The sequence below is a fragment of the Nocardia sputi genome, assembly GCF_023501985.1.
Genome location: NZ_JAMFLC010000037.1, coordinates 11,315 through 36,565, shown reverse-complemented (window position 1 = coordinate 36,565; position 25,251 = coordinate 11,315). Strand labels below are relative to the sequence as shown.

Sequence of the window (25,251 nt, the reverse complement as noted above, 5' to 3'; positions counted from 1 at the left end):
GCTCACGGTCGGTCGCCGGATGCCGGACAGTACCGCTGCGCGCCGTTCCTCGGTCACGTCAACCACGAGATCTCACCCCCTCTGGCAGCGGCGCGCCGAGCGGGCGTGCGGGGGTCCTGGGAGCGGGAGCCATGTCAGGCACGAATGATCGCCTCCTCGGCGGCGTCGACGGCGGTCTGCGCGGACTCGCCGCTCGCACCGCGGGAGCGAGCCGCGATGCGCGGGTCGAGCAGCGGGTACAGCAGGTCCACCGCGAGATTCACGCTGACGAAAACCGCCGAGGTGAGCAGCACGATGCCCTGGACCACCGGGATGTCCTGCGCCAGCACCGCGGTCTGGGTCAGCCGGCCGACGCCCTGGCGGGCGAAGACCGTCTCCACCACCACCGATCCGGCGAGCATGTTGCCGACCAGGACGCCCGCGATGGTGAACGCGGGCACACTGGCCGGGCGCAGTACGTGCGTGCGCTGCACCCACCAGCGCGACCCGCCCTTGGCCAGCGCCACGTCGACGAACGGCTGGCGCCAGGTGGTTTCGAGCCCGGCGGTGAGCACTTGCGCGATGACCGCCCCGATCGGCAGGGCCAGGGTGAGCGCGGGCAGCACCGTGCCCGCGAAACCGTGCCCGCCGAACGCGGGCGCCAGGCGCAACTGGAACGAGAACACCTGCAGCAGAAGCAGTCCGGTCCAGAACGTCGGCACCGAGACGCCCAGCGACGGCAACGCCGCCAGGGCGCTGCGCAGCCACGGTCGACGGGTATGGGTCGCCGCGAACGCCAGCGAGACGCCACCGACGACCGCGAAGAGCAGGGCGGCGCCGGTCAATTCGAGCGTGGCGGGCAGCGCGTCGCCGATCGCGCCGGTGACCGGTTGCCCGGTCGCGATGGAATGCCCGAGATCACCGCGAACGGCGTGCCCGAGTGCGGTCCAGTACTGTTCCCACAGCGGCCGATCCAGCCCGTAACGGGCCTGCAATTCGGCGATGGCGGCCTTGTCCACCGGTGTGCCCGCTCCGCCGCCGTCGGCCGCGATCGAGACCGGATCGGCCGGGAGCAGGTACAGCACCACGAACGACAGCGTGAACGCCGCCCACAGCACCCAGATCGCCTGCAGCACCCGCAGCGCCGAGTAGCGCGCCATGACTATCGTCCGCTCAGCCAGGTGTCGAAGAACTGCAAGCGCGCCGACGCTTCGAACTTCAGATCCCGCGTGTTCGGGCCCGCTCCGATGGCCTGGGACAGCTCGACGGTCGGGATGAACAACCCCGCCTCGAGGACCTGCTGTTGCGCGGTGCGGATGAACCCGTTTCGTGCCGTGGGGTCCACCGTGTCGAGCTGGCCGTTCAACGCGTCGTCCAGCGACGAGATCGGGCCGCGGACATTGAGATTGCGCCCGTCGAGTCCGAAGGAGGTGCGCAGGATGTCGCCGTCGGCGCGGGTGGTGTTGAAGTAGGCGGTGTCGAAATCCTTGCTGTTCTGCCGCGCGGTGGTCTCCGCCACCGACACCAGGTCCAGTTTCAGCTCGACGCCGACCTGCCGCAGCTGCTGCTGGACCAGTTCGAGGATCGCCTGGTTGCCCGCGAACACCTGGCTGAAGAGCACCGAGAAGCTCAACCGCTCATCGTTCTTCGTCCGGATGCCGTCCGCGCCGGGCGCCCACCCGGCCTGGTCGAGGATAGTGCGCGCCTTCGCCGGGTCGTAGGCCAGGTGCGCCGAGAGGTCGGTGTAGCCAGGGGTGGTGCCGGCCAGCGCGCTGGTGGCGGGTTCGAACTGCGGGCCGAGCACGGTGTCCACCAGTTGCTTGCGATCGATCGCGGGCAAGAGCGCGTGCCGCACCGCCGGATCGCGCAGCGGACCGCGGGTGACGTTGGGTTGCAATCCGAACGGAATTCCCGGGTTGGCGGTGCTGAGCACGCGTCCGCCCGCCGCTTCGATCTGCGGGGCGTCCTGCGGCAGCGCGTCGCTGATCGCGTCCAGCTGCCCGGAGGCGAGACTGCCGGTGCGCACCCCGGATTCGGGCACGACGGTGAACTCGATCTTGTCCAGGTAGGCCTCGCCGCGATGGGCGAACACCGCCGAGCCCCAGTGGTAGCCGGTGCGCTTGGCCAGCGTCACCGCCGCGTCCTGGCGGTAGGCGGCGTAGGTGAACGGCCCGCTGCCGACGTTGTCGCCGAGGCAGCGCTGCTCGGCGGGCTTGCTCGTGGTCGCGTCGGCCAGGATGCCGAGCTGGGTGGTCGAGGACGCCTGGAGGAATTGCGCGTTGGGCTTGCTGAACTCCACCCGGACGGTGCGCCGGTCTACCGCGGTCGTGCCGACGTAGTTGGTGAGATAGCTGCTGCCCAGCGGCGCCTTGCCCGAGCCGAGCCGCACGATCGAGTCGAAGGTGTTGCGCACCGAGTCCGCGGTGAGCGGCGTGCCGTCGCTGAAGGTGACGCCGTCGGCCAGGTGGAAGGTGAACACCTTCGCGTCGGGGCTCACTTCCCAGCGTTGTGCCAGCCACGGTTTCAGCTCGCCGGTCGCCGGTTCCTGGTCGGTCAGCGAATCCACGATCTGCCGGGCGACGTACAGCGTCTGGTTGGTACCGGCCTGCGCCGGATCCGAGCAGGTCGGCGCCTGGGACAGGCCGTAGCGCAAGGTGCCGCCCGGCTGCGGTGGTCCCGCGTCGGCGCCTGGCGCGGCCGAATCACTGCCGCAGGCGGCCACGGTGGCGGCCGCGGCGAGCGCACAGGCCAGCGCGGCGATTCGGTGACGGGTTGGGATCACGAGGCAACTCCAGATACTTCGGTGCGGGCGAGTAGCTCGCCCTGGTACGACTCGGTGTCCGCGACGCCGGTCGGCAACGGTCGGCTGGGAATGCGGCGGCGCGGTTCGAGCACTTCGGTTCCTCCATCGGTCCCGGCGGAAGCACCCGCACCCGGTGACCGGGGGGTTGCTGCGACGTCGACGAGCCAGGTCTCTCAGTCGCTCTGGATGGTTGGCGTCAACCCTCCCGTCAGCGGGTGTCAGGGTCGAGCCGAATCATGATGCCCAGCAAGCGAAGGCTGGAACAAGGAAACTAATCACCGTGAGCGTAGATCTTGTCCCACGCGGTCTCATCGGGTCTTTGTAGTAACCAGGCATGCGCTGCTCTGTCGAGCGCGGGTGCGCGCCGGTCGCGTGATCACCGAGGGCGTCCAGCCGAAAGTCGGCGGCTCGATGCAGCATACGGTTCTCGCCGAGGGGCCGGGACACAGGTCGGCCCCGCAAGTCTCCCGTTCCGGGCAAACGAGACTCACCGCAAAATTGCTGTGCGCAATCCCGGCTGCTGGGCGCGTTTGCCGGAGTACTGTGCCCCTCGATCGTTCCGCCGATGAGGAGGTTTCGTGACCATATTGCGCCGTCTGACCCAGTTGTCCGCTGTCGCGACCAGTTCGATCGCCCTCGTGCTCGCCGGGCCCGGCGCCGCGCTCGCGGCCCCGGTTGCGACCATTCCCGCGTTCTCCGACCAAGTCGTGCCGATCGCCGCCCCCGGTGACCTGCTCGGCGCCTATCACGCCGCGGTCGACGCGCTGCGTGCGCTCGGCATCCAGCCGTTCGCCTACCCGACCGCGTCCGCGTTCTGCCTCGACAACACCACGGCCGGTCTGGCGCCCGCTGTCGCGGGCGCCATTCCGGGGCCGTGGCCGAAGAACACCGTGCAGATCCCCGGCCTGGACCTCAGTGCGGTCAAATCCGGGCAGGCCATGTTCACCTTCGTGCCCTACGGCCTCGGACCGGACGGCCCGAACACCGCGGGCATGCAGGTCGCCTGGCTGAACCTGAGTACCGGCCGCAGCGGCACGGCCGCCATGGGGCCGCTGTCGGAGATCGCCCGCGCGATGATTCCTGCGGCCGTCCCAGCGGACCTGCGGCCGGGCGCCGAGCAGGCCATCCGGGACTTCCTCGTCGCGGCCCTCCCGATGGGCGGGGTGCGTGCGATTCCGGTGGACACCGGCAAGGGCACCGTGCTGGCCGCGGTGTTCGGCACGGTTCAGAACGGCGCCAAGTCCTGTTTCTTCCTGCCGACGGTCGGAATCACCGCGGTGCCGTGAGGTCGCGGCCGCCGCGGCACGGTCGGCTCAAGCGAGCGAGCGACCTTTCCAGCGCGCCGTGCCGCGGCGGCGGGCCCGATGCGAACGCGCCCACAACAGCAGATACGCCGCCACTGATGCCGGATGCGCCGCGGCGGCCAGCACATCGGAGCCTCGCAGCGGACCGCCGGTTTCGGTCGAGCGGGCCAGCAGCCGCCCGGTGACGGCGGCGAGCCAGCCGATCACACCTGTCCGCCGGGCCGAGCCCCGGCCCAGCACGGCCGCCGCGGGCGGCACCCAATAGGCAAGGGCGGCAAGCAGTCCCACCGCCGCTCCGCCCGTGATCGTGCCGTCGTAGGCCGACCAGAGCCACCGGGTGTAGCCGGCGTCCAGTTCGGCGGCGCCGTGATACATCCTGGTTCGAGCCAGCGGTCCCGCGGCCGCCAGAACGGTCGAGTGCCCGCCCCGTCGCAGCGTACGGGCGATGTCGAGGTCTTCGGTGATGCTCCCGGCCACTGCCGCGTGGCCACCCGCAGCGCGGTACACGGCGTTGTCGAACACCAGGAACTGGCCGCAGGCCACCGCCGTGGACGGCCGCAGGCTCCGGTCGGCCGCGGCGATCGGCAGCGTCGAGGCCCACGACCAGCACAGCAGGGGCTGCACGAGGGCCTCCGCCATCGAATCCGCTTCTTGCAGCGGCCAAGGCGAGACCAGCGCCGCTCCTCGTCTGCGCAGCGCGCCGACCGCCGCCGCGAGCGCCGCGGGGGCCAGCCGCACGTCGGCGTCCAGGAAGATCAGCACCGGCGTGGACACCTCCTCGGCCAGCCGCGCGCAGGCGGCGGCCTTCCCGGTCCAGCCGGGCGGCGGGTCGGACTCGGTGCGCAGCAGGGTGAAACGAGGGTCGTCGCCGATCGCCGCGCGGGCCGCGGCGCCGGTGTCGTCGGTGGACGCGTCGTCGAGGATGCGCACCGCCATGCGCGGTAGGCCGACCTGGGCGCGCAGGTCGCCGATCAGATCGGGTAGCCGCCCGGCCTCGTTGCGCGCCGGGACGCAGACGGTGACCGGTTCGATCACCGTCGCAGGGGTATTCGCCAGCCGCTGCACGGTGATCCGGTTGTATAGCGCGATGCCCGCGCCGAGCGCCGCTACGGCGGTAGCGCCGGCGGGCAGGATCGAGTTCGCGCGCAACGTCTTCGGCAGGTCGGCACTCACCATGCGCGCCACGCTATCCCGCCGCACCGACCTGCCGCTCAGCGATTCTGCGTCACCGTGCGCCACCAGCGGCTCAGGGAGAAGCCGACTTCCGGAGCGCCGGGCGGGGCGGGGTTGCGGTCCATGTACGCCATCGCGGCGATGATGGCGGCCACCGCGAGCGTGATGCCGCCGACGATGCCTGCCCAGCCCGCGAACGAGCGGGTGTTCGGGTCGGCGTAGCTGACCTCGGCGCGCAGTGTGGAGACATCGCCGGGCGGGAGCTTCCAGGAGACCACGTTGTCGCCCTCGCGGCTGCCGTTGGTCTTGGCGACGCGAGCCGGGAAAGCGATAGTGAACTGCACGTCGGAGCCGTGCGGCGGGACGGATTTCAGATCCACCCGCCCCGTCAGGCCGACCAGGTCGCCGGTGCGCTGGAACTGCAACTGGAACATGCCCTGGGTCTGCTCGGACAGCTGGCCGAGCTGTTGCACCTCACCGAAGGACAGATCCTCGAAGAAGACCTGGCTGCCGGAGTACCCGTCCTGGGCGTAGGGCTCCACCCGCACCTTCGCGGCCAGCGTCTCGGGCGCCTTCAGTTGCGGGCCCTTGTCACCGGGGTCGGCGGGCACCACGGCGGCGACGATCCGTCCGGACACCCGGTCGTTGGACGAGACACCCATCGATACCTGAACCCGCAGGCAGCCCGCGAGCATCGGCGCCAGCATCGCCGCGAGCAGAACGGCCGCCGCAACGCGCACGCCGCGGCGTGAACCCCGCCGCTGCGGCGGCTGCGGAGCATCGGGCTTCGTGGTGACGGGACTCGGCTGCACGGGTGACATCGTGCCAGTCCATCCGCCCGGAATGAAACGCGCCGGTCTCCGCGCGCGTCGGCCTACCGCACCGGGCGTGGCGCGCCGGGGCGGCGGCGCGCGCGGGCCGCGGCCACCAGCAGGGGAACGCCCAGCACAGCCAGGCCCGCGAAGCCGTAACCGGCGGACGGCAGCAGGTCGAGGAACACCGCGTGGGCCAGCGCCGACCCGAGCCAGGTCCACAGGAACAAGGCCACCGGGACGGTGAGCGCGACCGCCTGCCCGCCTGCCCGTGGGGGATCCGGCGCCGCGCGCTCCCAGATCGCGAGCAACGCGCCCATCACGAGCGCGACGGCGAACCATCCCAGGTAGTTGGTCACCGGAATCCAGTCCAGTCCGGGCAGTCCGGAGCTGGTGTCACACCAGGTCCACTGCCCGTCGGCCACCATCTGCGGATCGAGGAACAGATCCCAGCCCACCGCGCCGGCCGCTGTCCACATGATTCGCGCGCCCGTGTGCCGGGACAACATCCCGGCCACCGCCCATACCGGGTACATTCCGCCGGTCCACGCCAGCGGGATGATCAACGGAACGTCGAACAGGGCGGGACCGAGCCGGTCGGTCGCGTACGAGTAGCAGCCGAACGGCATTCCCGTCGCGGTGCCGATCACCTCGGCCGCGAGCCCGATGCCGGACACGATGACCAGGAAGCCGACGGCATAGCGGAATCCCCTGGTCACCGTCGCGTGTGCCACGGCGGCTCCGGCGCACAGCAGCACGATCGCGACAGTGATCCGGTCGCGTGCGCCGCCGGTGGTCAACGGATAACCGATCTGCGCGACGATGGTCAGCGCGACGAAGACGAGGGGCACGAGAGAGCCCGCCGAGCGGTACCCCGGATCCCGGGGGTGCTCCCGCACGGAGACATTCCGTTGCGTCGTCAGGGATAGGTCGCCAGCGTCGGTCATCGTCGCAGCCACCGCGAAATCCGGCGCCGGTTCATCTCGCGCAGGGCGAGGGTGGCGGCCGTGCGGCCACTTGCCCCGGAGACGCCGCCACCGGGATGGGTGGACGCGCCCGTCAGATACAGCCCCGGCGCGCCGGGCACCCGCTGCCCGGCCAGTTCCGGGAGCGGCCGCCACAGCATCATCTGGTCCAGCGACATCTCCACGTGCATGACGTTCCCGCCGACGAGCCCGAGTTCGCGCTCCAGGTCCACCGGCGTCTGCACGTGGGTGCGCGACACCGTCTCGGCGAAACCGGGGGCGTAGGAATCGACTTCGGCGATGATGCGGTCGGCTTCCCGCTGTGCGAGATCGGCCCAGTCGGCGCCGGAGGCCAGCCGGTACGGGTGCCACTGCGCCCACAGTGACAACTGATGCTCACCGGCCGGGGCGATGGTCGGGTCGAGGGCGCTGAAGCTCATCGCCAGCACGACCGGTCGCGGCGGCAGGTCCCCCGCCAGCGCCGCGCCGTGCGCGCGACGCAGCTGCGCGCGATCGGACACCAGCAATTGCAGGCCGCGGGCGGAGTGCTCGGCCGGGCTGCCGGGGTAGTGGGGCAGCGCCGAGGTGGCGGCCCGCACGACCATTCCGATCCCGGGGCCGACGCGGATGCGCCTGTGCCAGTCGTCGAGCACCGCGCCGTCGAAACCGCCGTCGTGCAGCAGCTCCAGCGTGGTCAGCACATGGCTGCCCGCGATCACGATGTCGGCGCGCCGCTCTCGGCCCGACGCGGTGCGCACCCGCCAGCGATCGCCGTCGCGGCGCAGGGCGGTCACCGCGTCACCCGCAGTCACTACCCCGCCGTCGGATCGCAGCCGAGCCACCAGTGCGGTGGTCAGCGCGCCGCTGCCGCCGACCGCGCGCCCCGGCGGGAGCGTGTGCATGAGCGCGGCGAAGCCCACCATCGGCGCCGTGCCCGGCTCCGACATCGGCGGTCCGGACTGCGCGCCGAACCAGGCCAGCGACGCCTTCAACCGTTCGTCCTCGAAGAAGGTGTCCAGCAGCGCGTCTCCGGACTGGAGGAACTCCCGCGAGAGGGCGCTGCCGCCGTCTCGGGCGTCCAGTCCCCAGAACGACCGGACCAGCCTCCCCGGCGTGGGTCCGCCGCCGAAGGCGCGCATCACGCGGGCGCTGCGCGGTCCCCACACCTGGACGAACCGGCGATAGGCCGCCGCGTCCCCGCGGCCGCAAGCCTCGGCGATCGACGCGCAGGTCGATTCCAGGTCACGGTGGAACACGAGGGCGGGGCGCCCGGCGTGGGCGGGCGTGAAACCCCACGGGTCGCAGTCGATGTACCGCAGCCCGAAGCGATCGAGTTCGAGTTCCTCGATGATGCCGGTGTGGCGGATCATGATATGCGCCGACGAGCCGCGATCGACCTGATGGCCGGGGAACCGTTCCACCGTCGACACCGCGCCGCCGAGGACGTCGTCGCGTTCGAGTACCTCGACCTCGTGTCCGGCGCGGGCGAGATAGCACGCGGCGACCAAGGCGTTGTGGCCCGAGCCGACGACGACTACCGTCACGTGACCCTCACAGCGGCAGCCGCCTGCCGAGGATCGCGAAGGGGCGGTTGTCGCCCGCGAACACGAAATTCCGGATCACGTCGGTGAATCCCTGCCTGCGGTACAGCCGCCAGGCGCGGTTGTCCTCACCGGTGACCTCGGGCGTCGACAGCAGCACCGCGCGCTCGGTGCGGTCGCGCAGCAGGCGTTCCAGCAGCGTGGCGCCGATGCCGCGGCCCTGCGCGGTGGGATGCACATGCAGTTCGGTGAGTTCGAAGTAGTCCGAGAGCAGTTCACGCGCGGAGTGTTCCGGCCAGCCCGAGCGCCGCATCCCGCTGTGCACCTGCTGGTGCCACCACTGGTGCGCGCCGCCGCGATAGCCGTAGGCGATCGCCACGATCGGAGCGCGGCGCAGATCGATCCGGCCGGAGTCGTCGGGCAGCACCGCGGCGACCGCTTGCCAGCCGGGCCGGGTGGTGTGTTCGGTCCACATCGGAGCGCGATGGTTCTCCGTGCCACGCGGATAGTCCATGGCGGCCACGTAGACCGCCAGCGCGTCGTGCAGCCGGGAGCGCAGGGCCGCCACCGACAGATCGATGACGGCGGGTGCGGGGATGTGATTGGGCTTGACGGCGGTCATGGCTCTCGTCGGTCGCGCGGACGCGGAAGTTTGTCGGTGGGCGTCTCTATATTGAAGCTCAATTCAAACGTTCGAATACCTGTTCGGTCCGGGTGGTGCCGGAAAGTGGTGGGGGACCCCGCCTCCAGCACGGGATACGGGCCAAGGTACGCGATGGTGGAGGGACGGCGATGTCGATGTCTGGTCGAGTGGAACATCCGGGCCGGCCCGGCCGGGCCGGCAAGTTGCTGGAGCGCGCAGACGGGTTGCTCATGCAGGCGGCGGGGGAGCGCGATCCACGGGAGCGGTTCCGCACCGCCTACCTGGCGGCCCTGCGCGGCGCGGGCGCGGTGATCGCGCTCACCGGCGCCGATGCCGCCCCCCGGGCGCGCTCGCGCAACGCGTGGGTACTGATGCAACGCGCCGCGCCCGAGTTCGTGATGTGGGCGGACTACTTCAGCGCCCGCTCGGAGATCCGCGCCGCGCTCGAGGCCGGGCTGGACCGCAATGTCGACGAACACGAGGCCGACGAGTTCTCCTCGCGGGTGGCGGCATTCCTCCATGACGTGGAAGATCTCCTCGCGGCGTCGGCCAGGTTGCGACCTGCTCCGGGATTGAGCGGGGGAATGACCGCTTAGTCGGCGTAATTCGCTTCGTCCCCGCGCGGCTGAAGACAGACTGAGTCGGACTGCGCCCATTAGGTGGTCTGGCCCTGATCGAACTCGTATCATTGGTGACAGATAGCCGCCAAGGTCGGCTATCTGTCGCCTACCCGGAGGCGACAGCCACGTCCTAGTGCCGGGGGAGGTACCGTGCCACTCTCCGAGCACGAGCAGCGCATGCTCGAACAGATCGAGAGCGCTCTCTATGCTGAGGATCCCAAGTTCGCCTCGTCCGTCCGCGGCGGACGGCTTCGTTCGACCTCGAGTCGTCGCAGACTCCAGGCCGCGGCGTTGTTCGTCCTCGGCCTTTTTCTCCTCGTCGCAGGCATCGCAGCGCCCGTGAAGCCCGGCGGCTTCCCGATCATCAGCCTGATCGGGTTCATCGTGATGTTCGGCGCCGGCGTGCTCTTGCTGCTGGGCACCTCCAAGAACATCGCCAAGACCGATCGGCCAGGCGGCGAGACCCCCTCCGGCGCCTCGGGCGGACGAGGGCGTCAGCGCAAGTCCGGCGGATTCTCCGAGCGTATGGAGGACCGCTTCCGCAGGCGATTCGAGCAAGAGTAACTCGCCCGTAGCCTGACAACTTCAAGCACAACCGGCGACGCCGCACCGTAACGGTGCGGCGTCGCCGGTTCGCGCGTGCGGGCGCCGACGCGACGATGATCTTCGAACCAGGCTCCCCACTTCCCCACACCTCCCCACGAACTTCCCCCACCAGGCCCCCGCGCACGGTCCGCCAGGGGGTTTGCTGGGTGTTTTCGGGCGTTTGTCCGAGGGGGTGGCGCGTGTCGGCAGAACTCGCGAAAGTTCACCACGCCGGTGATAGCTGGGATGACCTGCGGAATCGTCTGGGTCGGGAGCCAGATCACCGCTTGTTTCGATTGAAAGTGGGGGAAAGTGGGGTAATGTGGAGCGCGCAGTACTGAAGAGCCGACCATCGAGGTGATCGACCAGGGAGGTATCCGAGTTGTTTCTCGGTACCTACACACCTCGCTTGGACGACAAGGGGCGACTTACGTTGCCTGCGAAGTTTCGAGACGATCTGGCGGGAGGGTTGATGGTCACGAAGGGGCAGGACCACAGCCTTGCCGTGTACCCGAAAGAAGAGTTCACCGCGCTCGCCCGGCGTGCCGCGGCGGCGTCTCGAAGCAATCCGCAGGCCCGTGCGTTCGTCCGGGCCCTCGCGGCCGGAACGGACGAACAACGTCCGGACGCGCAGGGCCGGATCGTGTTGTCCGCCGACCATCGTCGCTACGCCAACCTGAAAAGGGATTGCGTCGTGATCGGTTCGGTCGACTTCCTGGAGATTTGGGATAAGCAGGCGTGGGAATCCTACCTCGCCGAGCACGAGGAGGACTTCTCGCAAGCCAGAGACGAGTCGCTGGGCGGAATCTTCTAGCCGCGGGCGCACGAGTGCCACGCGGTCTCTGCCCGGACGCGGACCCTGACGTACTTCCCCGACGCCAGGTGCCGAGGTTCGGTCAGAGACCACGGGGCATTCGTATCCGTATCGAAAGCATTGTGTATCAAGGCGACCCGTGCGCGGTGCGCGACGACGCGAGGTAGGACTCCGGGAGGTCGAGGTGAACCGTGAACAGCGCGGCCCCCGCCATGTTCCGGTTCTGCTCGAGCGAGCCGACGCGCTGCTCGGCCCCGCCTTGGCCGAGCCGGGCGCCGTCTACGTCGACGCCACCCTCGGTCTCGGCGGCCACGCCGAACATTTCCTGAGCACCTATCCGGGCATTCATCTGGTCGGGCTCGACCGGGACACCACCGCGTTGAAACTGGCCCGTGAGCGGCTCGAGCCGTTCGCGGATCGAATCACCCTGGTGCACACTCGCTATGACGGCATCGCCGACGCGCTGACCGAGGCGGGCCTGTCTTCCACCGGGTCGGTCTCGGCCATCCTGATGGATCTGGGCGTCTCCTCGATGCAGCTGGACGAGGCCGATCGTGGCTTCGCCTATTCCGTCGACGCGCCGCTGGACATGCGGATGGACCCGACCGGCGGCCTCACCGCCGCCGACGTGCTCAACACCTACAGCCACGGTGACCTGGCCCGGGTGCTGAAGACCTACGGCGAGGAACGCTTCGCGAGCCGGATCGCCGCCGAGGTGATCCGCCGTCGCCAGGTCAAACCGTTCCGCACCAGTGCCGAGCTGGTGGAGTTGCTCTATGCCGCGATTCCCGCGGCCACGCGCCGCACCGGCGGGCATCCGGCCAAGCGCACGTTCCAGGCGCTGCGGGTGGAGGTCAACGGGGAACTCGAGTCCTTGCGCGCCGCGCTGCCCGCCGCGCTCGCCGCGCTGCGTGTGGGCGGCCGCATCGTCGTCATGTCCTACCAGTCGCTGGAGGACAAGGTGGTCAAGCAGCAGCTCGCCGCGCGCACCGCGTCCAGGACGCCGGTGGACCTGCCGATGGAGCTGCCCGGCATGGGACCGGAGTTCCGGATGCTGACCCGCGGCGCGGAGAAGGCGACCGAGCAGGAGATCGAAGACAACCCGCGAGCGGCCCCGGTACGCATGCGCGCCGCCGAGCGGATCCAGGAGGCAGGGTGAGCCGGCAGTTCGCCACGCCTCATCGCGTCGGCTGGGTGCGGATTTCCCGCAGCGATATCGGAGGCCGGATGAGACAGTGTCGCGCTGTGCCGATCCGGCGTCCCGGGAGGAACGAGGAGGGGAATCGATGAGTGTGCGGACGCGGACCGTCGCAGCGCCGAGCCGGGTCGCCCGGCGGGTCCAAGAGGCCGAGCGGGTGAAATCGGGCGCGGCGCAGCGCGCCTACGCGCGGCGGCGCACGCGTGCGGAGGGCGGTTCGGACACCGTGTTTCTGCCCACCGTGCGGCGCTCGGCGATGGCCGCGCGCATCCCGTTCGTCACCGCCATCCTCGCCCTGCTCGGTTGCGGCCTCGCGCTGACCTTGCTGTTGACCACCCGCGCCGCCGAGGACAGCTACCAGCTCGGCGACGCGCGGGCGACGAACCGGCGGCTGGCCGACGAGCGCGCCGCGCTGCAACGTGAGGTGGAGGCCGCCGATTCGGCACCGGAGCTGGCCGCGCGAGCACGCGAACTCGGCATGATCCCGGCCAAGGACCCGGCCCGCCTGCTGGTCGGCCCCGACGGCTCGGTCACGGTGATCGGCAAGCCCACCCCGGCGCAAGGCACCCCCGTGCCGCCGCTGAACGCCGGACCTTCGGCGCGGTCGCCCTGGGGTGAGCGAGTGGTTCCGGTCACCACCACACCCGGCGCTGCGGCGCCGGGGCAGCCGAACACCGGCGCGCAGAACAACACCCAGGTCAACGTGACGCCCGCTCCGGGAAGCCCGGTTCCGACTCCGCCTGCGCCGGTCGACCCGCCGCAGCCGGGACCGTCCGCGCCGCCTGCCGACGTGCCACAGCCACCTGAGGCGGCCTCGCCGCAGGTGGAAGCGGCGCAACCGCAGGCGGGCCCCGACGGGACGCCGCAGTGACGCATCCCAGGCCCGCGCCGCGCAGGCGCCGCGGCCCTGGTGCGGCGCGGCCCACGGGCAGGCCGCGCCCAGCCGCGGCAGCTGTCCCGGACGGTCCGCTCCGGTTGCGCCTCGGCGTGGGCCGGGTGGTGATGCTCGTGGCGCTCGCCGTGGTCGCGCTGCAACTGCTGTGGGTGCAGAGCGTCGCGGCGCCCGGACTGTCCGCGCAGGCGGCCAGCCAGCGCACCACCCATCAACCCGACCCGGCCACCCGCGGGCCCATCACCGACCGTTACGGCAAGTCGCTGGCTTTCACCGTCTCCGCGAAAGCGCTGACCTTCCAACCGGTCCGGGTCCGCCAGGATCTAGCGGACGCCAAGGCCGAGAACGACAAGGCGCCCGACCCGGACGAGCGGCTGCGCGACATCGCGCGCACCATCCATCAAAAGGTGGGTAAGGACGCGCCGTCGGAAGCGGACCTGCTGGCGAAGCTGCGCAGTGACGAGACGTTCGTCTACTTGGCCCGCAACGTGGATCCGAGGATCGCCAGCGAGATCACCGAGAAGTTTCCGCAGGTCGGCTCCGATCACCAGAGCCCGCGGGTGTACCCCGGCGGCTCGCTGGCGGCGAACGTCGTCGGCGCCGTCGGGTGGGACGGCCACGGGCAGGTCGGGCTCGAGTCGTCGCTGGACTCCGTGCTGGCCGGTACCGACGGCTCGCACACCTACGATCGCGGCTCCGACGGCGCGGTGATACCCGGAAGCTGGCGGGACGAGCAGCCCGCGGTCAACGGCTCCGCCGTCGAGCTCACCCTGGACTCCGATCTGCAGTACTACGTGCAACAACAGGTACAGCAGGCCAAAGACCTGTCGGGTGCGGGCGCCGCATCGGCCGTCGTCCTCGACGCCAAGACCGGACAGGTCCTTGCGATGGCCAACGACAACACGTTCAACCCCGAACTGGGACCGCAGAAGTGGGCCGACGCCCAGCTGAGCAACCCGTCGGTCACCGACGTGTTCGAGCCCGGCTCGGTGAACAAGATCGTCACGGCCGCCGCGGCCGTCGAGTACGGCCTGACCGATCCGGACGAGGTGCATCAGGTGCCCGGCGCGATCCAGATGGCCGGCGTCACCGTGCACGACGCGTGGTCGCACGGTGTCGAGCCCTATACGACCACGGGCATTTTCGGCAGGTCCTCCAATGTCGGCACGCTCATGCTCGCGCAGCGCGTGGGCGAAGACCGTTTCGCCGATATGGCGCACCGGTTCGGGCTCGGGCAGCGCACGGGCATCGGTCTGCCGGGAGAGAGCGCGGGCCTGATGCCCGACCGCGAGCAGTGGTCCGGCGGCACCTTCGCCAATCTCCCGATCGGCCAGGGGCTTTCGATGACCACGCTGCAAATGGCCGGCATGTACCAGGCCATCGCCAACGACGGCGTGCGCATTCCGCCACGCATCGTCCGGGCGAAGATCGCGCCGGACGGCACCCGCACCGAGGAGACCCAGCCGGACGGCGTGCGGGTGGTGAGCCCGCAGACCGCCGCCACGCTGCGGACGATGTTCCAGGCGGTGGTGCAGCGTGACCCGATGAACGCCAACCAGAACGGCACCGGCTGGCCCGCGGCCATCACGGGATACCAGGTGGCGGGCAAGACCGGCACCGCGCAGAAGGTGGACCGCAATTGCCGGTGCTACTCCACGTCGTCGTTCTGGATCACGTTCGCCGGCATGGTTCCCGCGGAGAACCCGCGGTACGTGATCGGACTCATGCTCGACGCGCCCGTTCGCAGTTCCGACGGCTCCGGAGGCGGTTCGGTGGCTCCGCTGTTCCACAACATCGCGTCCTGGGCGCTGCAGCGCGACCGCGTACCGCCGTCTCCGCAGCCGTCCCGGCACTTCGTCCTGCAGGCCGGGTGATCCGGTCGGCTCGCTCGGTACGACTGGGGCGGATCGGCAGCGAAGACAGCGGATCTGTCCGGAGGAAACAGCAGGTAAATGCGGTATTCGAGGGCCTGCGGCGAGCGGAGGAAGGCCGTGCGCGCACCGGCCTCGCACGGTCGTGCCCGGGTGCCGCGTGGCGCGCTCCGGACCGGGCGGACGAACCCGTAGGGTGCGGTGGGCGACCTCCCCGGCTTTGCGATGGGGCGCATGGTCCCGCCGTGACCGGTCGCCGGTAACCTGACACGTCGATCGCTGCCCCCGAAAGGAGCCTGGTTTCTGTGCAGTCCGGTCAACCGCGCGCATTACGGCCAGAGCATTCGCCCTCGACGCCGCTGGCGTCGCTGGCCGCCGTCATCGGGGCCGTGACGAGCCCTGAACCGGCTGCGCGCGGCGTGTCGGTCACCGGCATCGAGCAGCGCTCGCACGCCGTGCTCCCCGGCGATCTGTTCGCCGCGCTGCCGGGCGCACGCTCGCACGGCGCGCGTTTCGCGCGGGACGCGGTCGCCAGAGGCGCGGTCGCGGTATTGACCGACGCGGCGGGTGCGGAGCTGGCCGGTCCGCTCGAGGTGCCGGTGCTGGTGCGGGAGAACCCGAGGGCCGTGCTCGGGGAGCTGTCGGCGACGATCTACGGCAACCCCTCCGAGCGGCTGCGCATCGTCGGGATCACCGGAACCTCCGGCAAGACCACGACCTCCTATCTGGTGGAGGCGGGACTGGCCGCCGCGGGGCTGTCCACCGCGCTGATCGGCACCATCGAGACCAGGATCGGCGGCAGGCGCGTGCCGAGCGCCCTGACCACGCCCGAGGCGCCGCAGTTGCACGCGATGTTCGCGCTGATGGTCGAACAGGGCGTGGACGCGGTGGTGATGGAGGTCTCCAGCCACGCGCTGGCGCTGGGCCGGGTGGACGGGGTTCGTTTCGCGGTGGGCGCGTTCACCAACCTCTCCCAGGATCACCTCGACTTCCACGCCGACTTCGAGGACTACTTCGCCGCCAAACGCAGGCTGTTCGAACCGGATTCGCCGATCGCGGCGCGCACCGCGGTGGTCTGTGTGGACGACGACTGGGGACGGCGGCTCGCCGCTGGTCTCCCGGACCCCGTCACCGTGTCGACCACCCGGGCCGCCGCATGGAGCGTCACCGGCGCGGTCTCGGCGCACGGCGGCGAACAAGACTTCACCGCGGCCGGGCCGCACGGGGAAATCCCTGTGCGCCTGCGGCTTCCCGGCCACTACAACATCGCCAACGGACTGCTCGCGGTCGCGGTATGCGCGGCGGCGGGCGTCGAACCCTCGGTCGCCGCGCCCGCGTTGGCGACCGTGGACGTGCCCGGCCGGATGCAGCGCGTGGAGCGCGGACAGGACTTCCTGGCGATCATCGACTACGCGCACAAGCCCGCGGCGCTGGAGTCGGTGATCGCCACGCTGCGTGGACATCTCGCGGCGGACACCGCGGGACGGCTCGCGGTGGTGGTCGGCGCGGGCGGTGACCGGGACGCGGCGAAGCGGCCGCTGATGGGCGCCGCGGGCGCGCGAGGCGCCGATCTGCTGATCGTCACCGACGACAACCCGCGCACCGAGGACCCGGCGGCCATCCGCGCCGCGGTGCTCTCCGGTGCGTCGCAGGTGCCGGAGCACGAACGCGGCGAGGTGCGTGAGATCGGTGACCGCGCGGAAGCGATCGCGGCCGCGGTGGAGTGGGCGCGCCCCGGTGACGTGGTGCTGATCGCGGGCAAAGGACATGAGGCAGGGCAGGAGATCCAGGGCGTGAAGCACCCCTTCGACGACCGCGACGTACTCGCGGCCGCATTGGAAAGACGCAGTCCGCAAGGTAACCACGCGGAGGACTTGACGGTTTCATGATCGAGATGACACTGCGGGAGATCGCGGAGGTCGTCGGCGGCACGCTGCACGACGTCGTAGACCCGGAGGTGCGAGTGACCGGTGCGGTCGAATTCGACTCGCGCCGAATCGGTTCCGACGATCTGTTCCTGGCGCTGCCGGGCGAGCGCTCCGACGGCCACGACTACGCGGGCGCGGCGATCGCCGCGGGCGCGGCGGCGGTGCTCGCGGCGCGGCCGGTGGGCGTGCCCGCCGTCGTGGTCACGCCCAGCCGCGGCGCCGTGCCGTCGAGTTCGGTTGCCCTGAGCCATGACACGGACGGCTCCGGGGCCGCTGTGCTGACCGCGCTCGCCGCGCTGGCCCGCGCCAGCGTGTCGCGTCTCGCCGCGGACGGCGGACTCACCGTCGTCGGCGTCACCGGCTCGTCCGGCAAGACCTCCACCAAGGACCTGCTGGCCGCCGTCCTCGCGCCGCTGGGCGCGGTGGTGGCCCCGCCGGGTTCGTTCAACAACGAACTCGGTCATCCGTGGACCGCGCTGCGCGCCGACGCGGTGACCCGCTTCCTGGTGCTGGAGCTGTCGGCGCGCGGGCCGGGACACATCGCCGCGCTGGCCGAGGTGGCGCCCCCGAGCATCGGTGTGGTGCTCAACGTCGGCACCGCGCATCTCGGCGAGTTCGGCAGCCGCGAGGCCATCGCGAAAACCAAGGGCGAGCTGGTCGAGGCGCTGCCACCGACCGGGCTGGCCGTGCTCAACGCCGACGATCCCCAGGTCGCGGCGATGGCCGCGCGCACGTCGGCGCGGGTGGTGATGGTCGGGCAGGCCGCGAACGCCGACGTGCGGGCCACCGACGTCCGGCTCGACGACCAGGCCAGGGCCGCGTTCACCGTGCACACGCCCGCGGGCAGCGCCCCGGTGCGACTGGCCGTGCACGGCGAGCACCAGGTCGGCAACGCGCTGTCGGCGATCGCGGTCGCGCTGGAATGCGGCGCCGACCTCGAGACCGTGACCGCGGCGCTGTCCGGTGCGCGCGCCGCGTCCGCGCGACGGATGGACGTGCGGACCACCGCGGACGGGATCACCGTCGTCAACGACTCCTACAACGCCAATCCGGACTCCGTCCGCGCCGCGCTCAAAGCGCTGGTCAGCATGGCCCGCGCGGCCGAGGCGCCGCGGCGCAGCTGGGCGGTGCTCGGCGAGATGGCCGAACTCGGCGAGGAATCGGTCATCGAACACGACGCCATCGGGCGGCTCGCGGTGCGGTTGGACGTCAGCCGGGTCGTGGTCGTCGGTACGGGAAGACCGGCCCGCGCGCTGCATCAAGGGGCGGTGATGGAAGGGTCGTGGGGCGAGGAATCGGTCCTCGTACCGGACATCGAGGCGGCGATCGCACTGCTGGAGAAGGAAGTCGTCCCTGGCGACGTGGTGCTGGTCAAGGCATCGAAGTCGGTCGGCCTATGGGAGGTCGCCGAGCATCTGACCGACCCGCGAGTCGTGGCCGTACGCGGCGGCGCGGCGAACAGCGGGCCGGGACAGGACACGGAGGCAGCAGGATGAGACAGATTCTCTTCGCCGCGGCGATCGCGCTGACAGTCTCGATCCTGCTCACCCCCTTGCTGATCCGGTTGTTCGCCAAGCAGGGTTTCGGGCAGGAGATTCGGGTCGACGGTCCCGCCAGCCACCAGGCCAAGCGCGGCACCCCGACGATGGGCGGCGTCGCGATCCTGGTCGGCATGTGGGCCGGTTACCTGGGCTCCCACCTGATCGGCATCGGCTACCACGCCGACGGGCCGTCGGCGTCGGCGTTGCTCGTGCTCGGCCTGGCCACGGCCCTGGGCGCGGTGGGTTTCGTCGACGACTTCATCAAGATCCGCAAGCAACGCAATCTGGGCCTGACCGCGGCGGGCAAGTATCTCGGCCAGCTGTCGGCGGCCGTGATCTTCGGCATTCTCGCCTTGCAGTTCCGTGGCGCGAGCGGGCTCACGCCCGCCAGCAGGCACCTGTCCTACGTGCGCGACATCAGCACGGTGACCATGGGTGTGGTCGTGTTCCTGGTGTTCGTCTGCTTCGTGGTCGTCGCCTGGTCCAACGCGGTGAACCTCACCGACGGACTCGACGGTCTGGCCGCCGGATCGATGAGTCTGGTGCTGGGCGGCTACGTGATCATCACGTTCTGGCAGTACTACCACGCCTGCGAGACCAAGCCGGAGGCCGGCTGCTACAACGTGCGCGATCCGCTGGATCTCGCCCTGGTCTGCGCCGCGGGCGCGGCGGCGTGCGTCGGGTTCCTGTGGTGGAACGCGGCCCCGGCCAAGATCTTCATGGGCGACACCGGCTCGCTGGCGCTGGGCGGCCTGCTGGCGGGCCTGTCCATCACCACCCGGACCGAGCTGCTGATGATCGTCATCGGCGCGCTGTTCGTCGCCGAGACGGCGTCGGTGGTGTTGCAGGTCGCGGTCTTCCGCACGACGCGCAACCGGTTGTTCAAGATGGCGCCGTTCCACCATCACTTCGAGCTCAGCAAATGGGCCGAGACGACGGTGATCATCAGGTTCTGGCTGCTGGCCGCGATGGCCTCGGCGGTCGGACTCGGGCTGTTCTACAGCGAATACCTCTCCGCGGTCGGGTGAACGAGATGGTCGAACATTCTCCGCGGGCACTGCGCTCACCCGGGCCCATGCTGGAATTCCTCCGCGGTCGCGACGTCCTGGTCGCGGGCTGGGGCGTGTCGGGACGCTCGCTGGTCGAACCGCTGCGCGACATCGGCGCGCGTCCGGTGGTCACCGACGGCGGCGCCGCGGCCCTGGCCGAGGCCGCAGGCCTCGGACTGGACGTGGCCACCGGCGCGGAGCTGGAGAACACCGACTGGAGCCGGTTCGCGCTGGTGATCACCAGCCCGGGCTGGCGGCCGGACTCGCCGGTGCTGGCGTCCGCGGTGGCCGAGGGCACGCCGGTGTGGGGCGATGTCGAGTTCGCCTGGTGGGTGGATCAGGCCAGGATCTACGGACCGGTCCGCAAATGGCTGGTCGTCACCGGCACCAACGGCAAGACCACCACGACCCAGATGACCCACGCGATCCTGCGCGCCGCCGGTATCGCCAGCGTCGCCTGCGGCAACATCGGCCTACCCATCCTGGACGCGCTGCGGCGTAACCCCGGCCCGCAGGTACTCGCGGTCGAGCTGTCGTCGTTCCAGCTGCACTGGGCGCCGTCGGTGCGCCCGGAGGCCGGTGTCGTCCTCAACGTCGCCGAGGATCACCTGGATTGGCACGGCGGCCTGGACGCCTACGCCGCGGCCAAGGCCAGGGCGCTGGTCGGCCGGGTCGGCGTGGTCGGCCTGGACGATCCGGTCGCAGCCTCGCTGGCGCGCAAGTCCAAGGCCCGGCGGACCGTGGGTTTCCGGGTCGGGGTGCCCGCCGACGGCGAACTCGGCGTGGTCGACGGCAAACTGCTCGACCGCGCGTTCACCAAGGCCGCGATCCTGGCCGAGGTCGGCGACATCAGCCCGCCCGGCCCCGCCGGCGTCGCGGACGCGCTGGCCGCGTCGGCCCTGACCAGGGCGATCGATGTCGCGCCGCAGTTCGTTCGGGAAGGCTTGGTCGAGCACAAGGTCGGCCCGCACCGCGCCGCGTTCGTGCGCGAACTGGCCGGAGTCGACTTCGTCGACGACTCCAAGGCCACCAATCCGCATGCCGCGCGGTCATCGATCCTGGCGCATCCACAGGTGGTCTGGGTGGCCGGTGGCCAGCTCAAGGGCGCTCACGTCGAGGACATGATCGAAGAGGTCGCCGACCGTCTGGTCGCGGCGGTGCTGATCGGCGCCGACGCGCCGGTGTTCGCGGCCGCGCTGGCGCGACACGCGCCCGATGTCCCGGTCGTCGAGCTGGTCGCGGGAGACGATGCAGGGATGGGTGACGCAGCGTCTCCGACCGCCGCGGCCGACGCCGTCATGGCGCGGGCCGTGCGCGCCGCCGCGGGCTTCGCCCGCCGCGGCGACACCGTGCTGCTGGCGCCGGCCGCCGCGTCATTGGACATGTTCACCGATTACACGCACCGGGGCCGCAGCTTCGCCGCGGCGGTGCACGCCCTGGAAGACGGTGACATCGGACGGCGGCTATGACGGAATCGGCGCGGCGCAAGCGCGAGGCGGTCCCTCGGTTCTGGGCCTGGCTGGCGCGGCCGCTCGCGTCGTTCCATCTGGTGGTCACCATCGCCACCCTGCTCACCGTGCTGGGGTTGGTGATGGTCCTGTCGGCCTCCAGCGTGGAGGCCTACGCCGACGGCGGATCGGCATACTCGCTGTTCATCCAGCAGGCCATGTTCGCCGCCGTCGGCACCGTGCTGTTCTATCTGGCGCTGCGCATTCCCCTGCGCAGGCTGCGGCAGTGGTCTTTCCCGCTGTTCGCGCTGTCGGTGCTGGCGCTGCTGCTGGTGCTGATACCCGGCATCGGTTCGCAGGTGCAGGGCGCGCGCCGCTGGCTGGTGCTCGGGCCGGTCTCGGTGCAGCCGTCGGAGGTCGTGAAGGTGACGCTGGTGGTGTGGGGCGCGCACCTGCTGGCCTCCCGCCGCGCCGAGCGCGCCAGCCTCAAGGACATCCTGGTTCCGCTGGTCCCCGCCGGTCTGCTGGTGTGCTTGCTCGTGGTGCTGCAACCGAACCTGTCCACCACCATCGCGCTGGGTGTCGTGCTCGGCGCGTTGCTGTGGTTCGGCGGCCTGCCGGTGCGCCTGTTCGTGACGATCGCACTGTCCGGCGTGATCGCCGCGGGCGTGCTAGCGCTGTCCGCCGGTTATCGCTCCGACCGGATGCGCGCGTTCTTCAACCCCGGCGATGACCCGCAGGGCATCAACTACCAGGCCCGGCAGGCGCTGTACTCGCTGGCCGACGGCGGTATCTGGGGACGCGGCCTGGGACAGAGCCGCGCCAAGTGGAGCTATCTGCCGAATTCGCACAACGACTTCATCTTCGCGATCATCGGCGAGGAACTCGGCTATCTCGGCTGCGCGCTGGTGCTCGGCCTGTTCGCGCTGTTCGTCTACACCGGCCTGCGGATCGCGGCCCGGTCGGTGGATCCGTTCCTGCGGTTGCTCACCGCGACCGCGACGACCTGGATCACCGCGCAGGCACTGATCAACATCGGCTATGTGGTCGGCCTGCTCCCGGTCACCGGGTTGCAGCTGCCGCTGGTCTCCGCGGGCGGATCGTCACTGGCCATCACGCTGTTCATGTTCGGCATCATCGCCAGCGCGGCCAGACACGAGCCGGAGGCGGTCGCGGCGCTGCACGCCGGACAGGACGGTCGTTTCAGTAGGCTGTTGCGGTTGCCCAAACCAGAGGTGTACGCACCGGCTCGGGCCGGCTCGGGCCGCCGCGGCCGGGCGCCGCGGGCTGGCGAGCGTGGACCGTCGGCACTGCCGCCGGGCAGGCGCGGGCGCTACGGCGCCGAACCGCCGCGGCGGCGTTCGCCGGAGAGCCGCGGCACCAGCTCGGCGCGCGCCACCAGGGCTTGGGAACCCAGCTATCCGGTCAACCATGCAAGAGAACGGGGAAGATCTAGGTGATCTCGGTAATCGTCGCGGGCGGCGGCACGGCGGGCCACATCGAACCGGCACTGGCGGTGGCGGACGCGTTGCGGCGGCTCGACGATTCGATCCGGGTGACGGCGCTGGGCACCGAGCGCGGGCTGGAGACCCGCTTGGTTCCCGAACGCGGCTATCCGCTCGAGCTCATCCCTCCGGTCCCGTTGCCGCGCAAACCCACCATGGATCTGCTGCGGCTGCCCGGACGGGTCCGGGCCTCGGTGGCCGCCACCCGCGCCGTCATCGATGCGGTCGAGGCCGACGTGATCATCGGTTTCGGCGGGTACGTGGCGCTTCCGGCGTATCTCGCCGCGGGGGCGGGCGTGCTGCGCCGCAGGCGCCCGGTCCCGGTGGTGGTACACGAGGCGAACGCCAAGGCGGGCATCGCGAACAAGGTCGGCGCCCGCCGCGCGGCGCGGGTGCTGGCGGCGGTCCCGGACTCGGGCCTGCCGAACGCGCAGGTGGTGGGCATTCCGGTGCGCGCATCGATCACCGGACTGGACCGCGCCGCACTGCGCACCGAGGCGCGGGCGCACTTCGGCCTCCCACCCGAAGGGCCGGTGTTGCTGGTCTTCGGCGGGTCGCAGGGAGCGCGCACCCTGAACGAGGCGGTGTCGGGAGCCGCACCCCAGCTCGCCGCCGCCGGGATCTCGGTGCTGCACGCGCACGGACCCAAGAACATCCTCGACCTGGGCGACTCCGCCGCGGGCGGCCGGGACGGCGCTCGTTACCTCGCGGTGCCGTACCTGTCCCGGATGGACCTCGCCTACGCGGCCGCCGACGCAGTGGTCTGCCGATCGGGCGCGATGACCGTCGCGGAGGTGTCCGCGGTCGGGCTGCCCGCCTTCTACGTGCCGCTGCCACACGGCAACGGGGAGCAGGAACTCAACGCCCGGCCCGTGGTGCGCCAGGGCGGTGGCAGAATTGTCCCCGATTCCGAGTTGACGCCGAAATACGTGATCGATGAGGTGATTGGGCTGCTCATGGACTCCGCACGGCTGACCGAGATGGGCCGGGCCGCCGCAGGCGCCGGGCACCGTGACGCCGCCGACGAGGTGGCGCGGATCGCGGCGGCGGTGGCGCGCCGATGAGCGACACCACGGCAGACCAGGCGGGACCGGACACCGAACGCAGCGGGCTGCCCCCGGAACTCGAACGCGTGCACATGGTCGGGATCGGCGGGGCCGGTATGTCCGGCATCGCCCGGATCCTGCTCGCCCGCGGCGGCGCGGTGTCGGGGTCGGACGCGAAGGAGAGCCGGGGCGTGCTCGCCCTGCGGGCTCGGGGCGCGCAGGTGCGGATCGGGCACGACGCCACCGCCTTGGACCTGCTCCCCGGCGGCCCGACCGCGGTGGTCACCACGTACGCGGCCATCCCGAAGACCAATCCGGAACTCGTCGAGGCCAACCGTCGCGACATCCCGGTGCTGCTGCGGCCCACGGTGCTGGCGTCGCTGATGCGGGGGCATCGGACGCTGCTGGTCTCCGGTACGCACGGCAAGACTTCCACCACCTCGATGCTCATCGTGTCGTTGCAGCACTGCGGGTTCGACCCGTCGTTCGCGGTCGGCGGCGAACTGAACGAGGCGGGCACCAACGCCCACCACGGCACCGGCGACATCTTCGTGGCGGAGGCCGACGAGAGCGACGGCTCACTGCTGCAGTACGACCCGGACGTCGCCGTTGTCACCAATATCGAGTCCGACCACCTGGATTTCTTCGGATCCGATGAGGCCTACGTGCAGGTATTCGACGACTTCGCCGACCGGGTCGCCGCGGGGGGCCTGCTGGTGGTGTGCCTGGACGATCCGGGCTCGCGCGCGCTGGCCGAGCGGGTCGGCGAGCGTTTGGCGCGGCGCGAGGTCCGCGTTCTCGGCTACGGCTCCGGAGACCTCGCGGACGCGCCGGTCCCGGTGGGCGCGCGGTTGCACAGCTGGGAGCCGCGCGACGTCGGCGGGATCGTGCAATTCCAGCTCGCCGACGAGGCCGCGCCGCGCACGCTGCGCCTGTCGGTACCGGGCAGGCACATGGCGCTGAACGCGCTCGGAGCGCTGCTGGCCGCCCACGCCACCGGCGCCGACATGGGTGAGATCATTCAGGGCCTGGAGGGGTTCGGGGGTGTGCACCGCCGGTTCCAGTTCGCCGGACGGGAGAACGGCGTGCGCGTCTTCGACGATTACGCCCACCACCCGACGGAGGTGCGCGCCGTGCTCGGCGCCGCCGCCGAACTGGTTCAGCAGGAGGCCCGCGACGGCGCCCGCTCCAGGCAGGGACGGGTCATCGTGGTCTTCCAGCCGCACCTCTACAGCCGGACCGCGACCTTCGCCGCGGACTTCGGCGCCGCGCTCAGCCTGGCCGACGAGGTCGTCGTGCTCGACGTCTACGGCGCGCGGGAGAAGCCGCTGCCCGGCGTGAACGGCGCGCTGGTCGCGCAGTCGGTGACGAAACCGGTGCACTATCAACCGGATATGTCCCGGGTCGGGCGCCAGGTCGCCGGGTTGGCGTTGCCGGGCGACGTGGTGATCACCATGGGCGCGGGCGACGTGACGATGCTGGGCAGCCAGATTCTCGACGGATTACGGGCGCGTCCCCAGCACGGACGGTGACC

Annotated in this window: 21 protein-coding genes and 1 riboswitch; of the genes, 14 read left to right on the top strand and 7 right to left on the bottom strand. The window is 70.9% G+C overall.

The genetic code is table 11. The features are described 5' to 3' along the window. Positions 1-134: 134 nt before the first annotated feature. Together M8859_RS34025 and M8859_RS34020 are read right to left on the bottom strand one after the other, a co-directional pair. The gene (locus tag M8859_RS34025) at positions 135-1,139 is read right to left on the bottom strand and encodes an ABC transporter permease (RefSeq protein ID WP_195072205.1); all 1,005 of its coding nucleotides are present in this window, start codon (positions 1,137-1,139) and stop codon (positions 135-137) included. Positions 1,140-1,141: 2 nt separating this feature from the next. Next, entirely contained in the window at positions 1,142-2,761 is a 1,620-nt protein-coding gene (locus M8859_RS34020; RefSeq protein WP_249645486.1) for an ABC transporter substrate-binding protein, read from the bottom strand. 120 nt (positions 2,762-2,881) lie between these two features. Then, positions 2,882-2,975: riboswitch (SAM riboswitch) on the bottom strand. 385 nt (positions 2,976-3,360) lie between these two features. On the opposite strand from M8859_RS34020, the gene M8859_RS34015 reads away from it, so the two are divergent. After that, positions 3,361-4,068, top strand: coding sequence for a hypothetical protein (locus tag M8859_RS34015; RefSeq protein ID WP_195072207.1), 708 nt, complete (start codon positions 3,361-3,363; stop codon positions 4,066-4,068). A gap of 27 nt (positions 4,069-4,095) precedes the next feature. Here the strand turns inward: M8859_RS34015 and M8859_RS34010 are convergent, their stop codons facing one another. From M8859_RS34010 to M8859_RS33990, 5 genes are read right to left on the bottom strand one after another with little or no spacing between them, the layout of a single operon-like run. Continuing rightward, positions 4,096-5,262, bottom strand: coding sequence for a glycosyltransferase family 2 protein (locus tag M8859_RS34010; RefSeq protein WP_195141223.1), 1,167 nt, complete (start codon positions 5,260-5,262; stop codon positions 4,096-4,098). A gap of 35 nt (positions 5,263-5,297) precedes the next feature. Further along, on the bottom strand, positions 5,298-6,080 hold the full coding sequence (locus tag M8859_RS34005) for an LppM family (lipo)protein (RefSeq protein ID WP_370523831.1): 783 nt from the start codon (positions 6,078-6,080) through the stop codon (positions 5,298-5,300). A 53-nt stretch (positions 6,081-6,133) separates the two neighbouring features. Next, positions 6,134-7,018, bottom strand: coding sequence for a carotenoid biosynthesis protein (locus tag M8859_RS34000; RefSeq protein ID WP_195072210.1), 885 nt, complete (start codon positions 7,016-7,018; stop codon positions 6,134-6,136). Next, positions 7,015-8,580 (bottom strand): phytoene desaturase family protein, encoded by a 1,566-nt coding sequence (locus M8859_RS33995; protein WP_195072211.1) that lies wholly within the window; start codon positions 8,578-8,580, stop codon positions 7,015-7,017. Before M8859_RS33995 ends, M8859_RS34000 begins: the two co-directional genes overlap by 4 nt. Positions 8,581-8,587: 7 nt before the next feature. Then, on the bottom strand, positions 8,588-9,199 hold the full coding sequence (locus M8859_RS33990; RefSeq protein ID WP_159929763.1) for a GNAT family N-acetyltransferase: 612 nt from the start codon (positions 9,197-9,199) through the stop codon (positions 8,588-8,590). Positions 9,200-9,375: 176 nt separating this feature from the next. On the opposite strand from M8859_RS33990, the gene M8859_RS33985 reads away from it, so the two are divergent. The 13 genes from M8859_RS33985 (at position 9,376) to murC (ending at position 25,249) form a co-directional block, all read left to right on the top strand. Then, a complete protein-coding gene (locus tag M8859_RS33985) occupies positions 9,376-9,816 on the top strand; it encodes an SAV_6107 family HEPN domain-containing protein (RefSeq protein ID WP_195141232.1) in 441 nt (146 codons plus the stop codon). A 174-nt stretch (positions 9,817-9,990) separates the two neighbouring features. Next, a complete protein-coding gene (locus M8859_RS33980; protein WP_159929765.1) occupies positions 9,991-10,404 on the top strand; it encodes an SCO2097 family morphological protein in 414 nt (137 codons plus the stop codon). A 403-nt stretch (positions 10,405-10,807) separates the two neighbouring features. Beyond that, on the top strand, positions 10,808-11,239 hold the full coding sequence (gene mraZ, locus M8859_RS33975) for a division/cell wall cluster transcriptional repressor MraZ (RefSeq protein ID WP_040776870.1): 432 nt from the start codon (positions 10,808-10,810) through the stop codon (positions 11,237-11,239). Positions 11,240-11,423: 184 nt separating this feature from the next. Further along, the gene (gene rsmH, locus M8859_RS33970) at positions 11,424-12,398 is read left to right on the top strand and encodes a 16S rRNA (cytosine(1402)-N(4))-methyltransferase RsmH (protein ID WP_159929767.1); all 975 of its coding nucleotides are present in this window, start codon (positions 11,424-11,426) and stop codon (positions 12,396-12,398) included. A gap of 127 nt (positions 12,399-12,525) precedes the next feature. Then, a complete protein-coding gene (gene ftsL, locus M8859_RS33965) occupies positions 12,526-13,308 on the top strand; it encodes a cell division protein FtsL (RefSeq protein WP_159929769.1) in 783 nt (260 codons plus the stop codon). Next, a complete protein-coding gene (locus M8859_RS33960; protein ID WP_321210314.1) occupies positions 13,305-15,203 on the top strand; it encodes a peptidoglycan D,D-transpeptidase FtsI family protein in 1,899 nt (632 codons plus the stop codon). Before ftsL ends, M8859_RS33960 begins: the two co-directional genes overlap by 4 nt. Before the next feature lie 302 nt (positions 15,204-15,505). Further along, on the top strand, positions 15,506-17,089 hold the full coding sequence (locus M8859_RS33955) for a UDP-N-acetylmuramoyl-L-alanyl-D-glutamate--2,6-diaminopimelate ligase (RefSeq protein WP_195141222.1): 1,584 nt from the start codon (positions 15,506-15,508) through the stop codon (positions 17,087-17,089). Beyond that, positions 17,086-18,624, top strand: a complete 1,539-nt coding sequence (locus M8859_RS33950; protein ID WP_249645485.1) for a UDP-N-acetylmuramoyl-tripeptide--D-alanyl-D-alanine ligase — start codon at positions 17,086-17,088, stop codon at positions 18,622-18,624. The genes M8859_RS33955 and M8859_RS33950 overlap by 4 nt, the downstream gene beginning before the upstream one ends. Further along, entirely contained in the window at positions 18,621-19,697 is a 1,077-nt protein-coding gene (gene mraY / locus M8859_RS33945; protein WP_159929773.1) for a phospho-N-acetylmuramoyl-pentapeptide-transferase, read from the top strand. The genes M8859_RS33950 and mraY overlap by 4 nt, the downstream gene beginning before the upstream one ends. Before the next feature lie 47 nt (positions 19,698-19,744). Beyond that, a complete protein-coding gene (murD, locus tag M8859_RS33940; RefSeq protein ID WP_223522129.1) occupies positions 19,745-21,187 on the top strand; it encodes a UDP-N-acetylmuramoyl-L-alanine--D-glutamate ligase in 1,443 nt (480 codons plus the stop codon). Then, positions 21,184-22,626, top strand: a complete 1,443-nt coding sequence (ftsW, locus tag M8859_RS33935) for a putative lipid II flippase FtsW (protein WP_159929775.1) — start codon at positions 21,184-21,186, stop codon at positions 22,624-22,626. Before murD ends, ftsW begins: the two co-directional genes overlap by 4 nt. Next, on the top strand, positions 22,623-23,735 hold the full coding sequence (gene murG, locus M8859_RS33930; RefSeq protein ID WP_159929777.1) for an undecaprenyldiphospho-muramoylpentapeptide beta-N-acetylglucosaminyltransferase: 1,113 nt from the start codon (positions 22,623-22,625) through the stop codon (positions 23,733-23,735). Before ftsW ends, murG begins: the two co-directional genes overlap by 4 nt. Further along, a complete protein-coding gene (gene murC / locus M8859_RS33925; protein WP_159929779.1) occupies positions 23,732-25,249 on the top strand; it encodes a UDP-N-acetylmuramate--L-alanine ligase in 1,518 nt (505 codons plus the stop codon). Before murG ends, murC begins: the two co-directional genes overlap by 4 nt. Positions 25,250-25,251: the final 2 nt, after the last annotated feature.